Raw genomic sequence first — 227 nt, forward strand, 5'->3', positions numbered from 1 at the left:
GATCTTCTCAGACGTGATTTTTACGCAGACAGGCCTTTGAAAAAAGCTGTGACCGACATAAGCGAGGTGAAGGCAAAGGATGGAAGGCTCTATGTTTCAGTGATATTTGACTGCTTTGATCTGATGCCGCTGGGGATAGCTATTGAAGATAATATGAGAGCTTCGCTCTGCTGCCATACTCTTGAAAACGCAAACAAATCATATCCTGATATAAAAGGCTGTATCAT

At 42.3% G+C, this 227-nt stretch carries 1 protein-coding gene; it reads left to right on the top strand.

Annotation, left to right across the window (positions count from 1 at the left end; genetic code table 11):
- The coding region (locus tag DW938_RS14925) for a DDE-type integrase/transposase/recombinase (RefSeq protein ID WP_347517440.1) at positions 1–227 on the top strand (227 nt) is incomplete at both ends.

It is taken from the genome of Ruminococcus sp. AM43-6 (assembly GCF_003461785.1).
Classification (GTDB): Bacteria; Bacillota; Clostridia; order Oscillospirales; family Ruminococcaceae; genus Hominimerdicola; species Hominimerdicola aceti.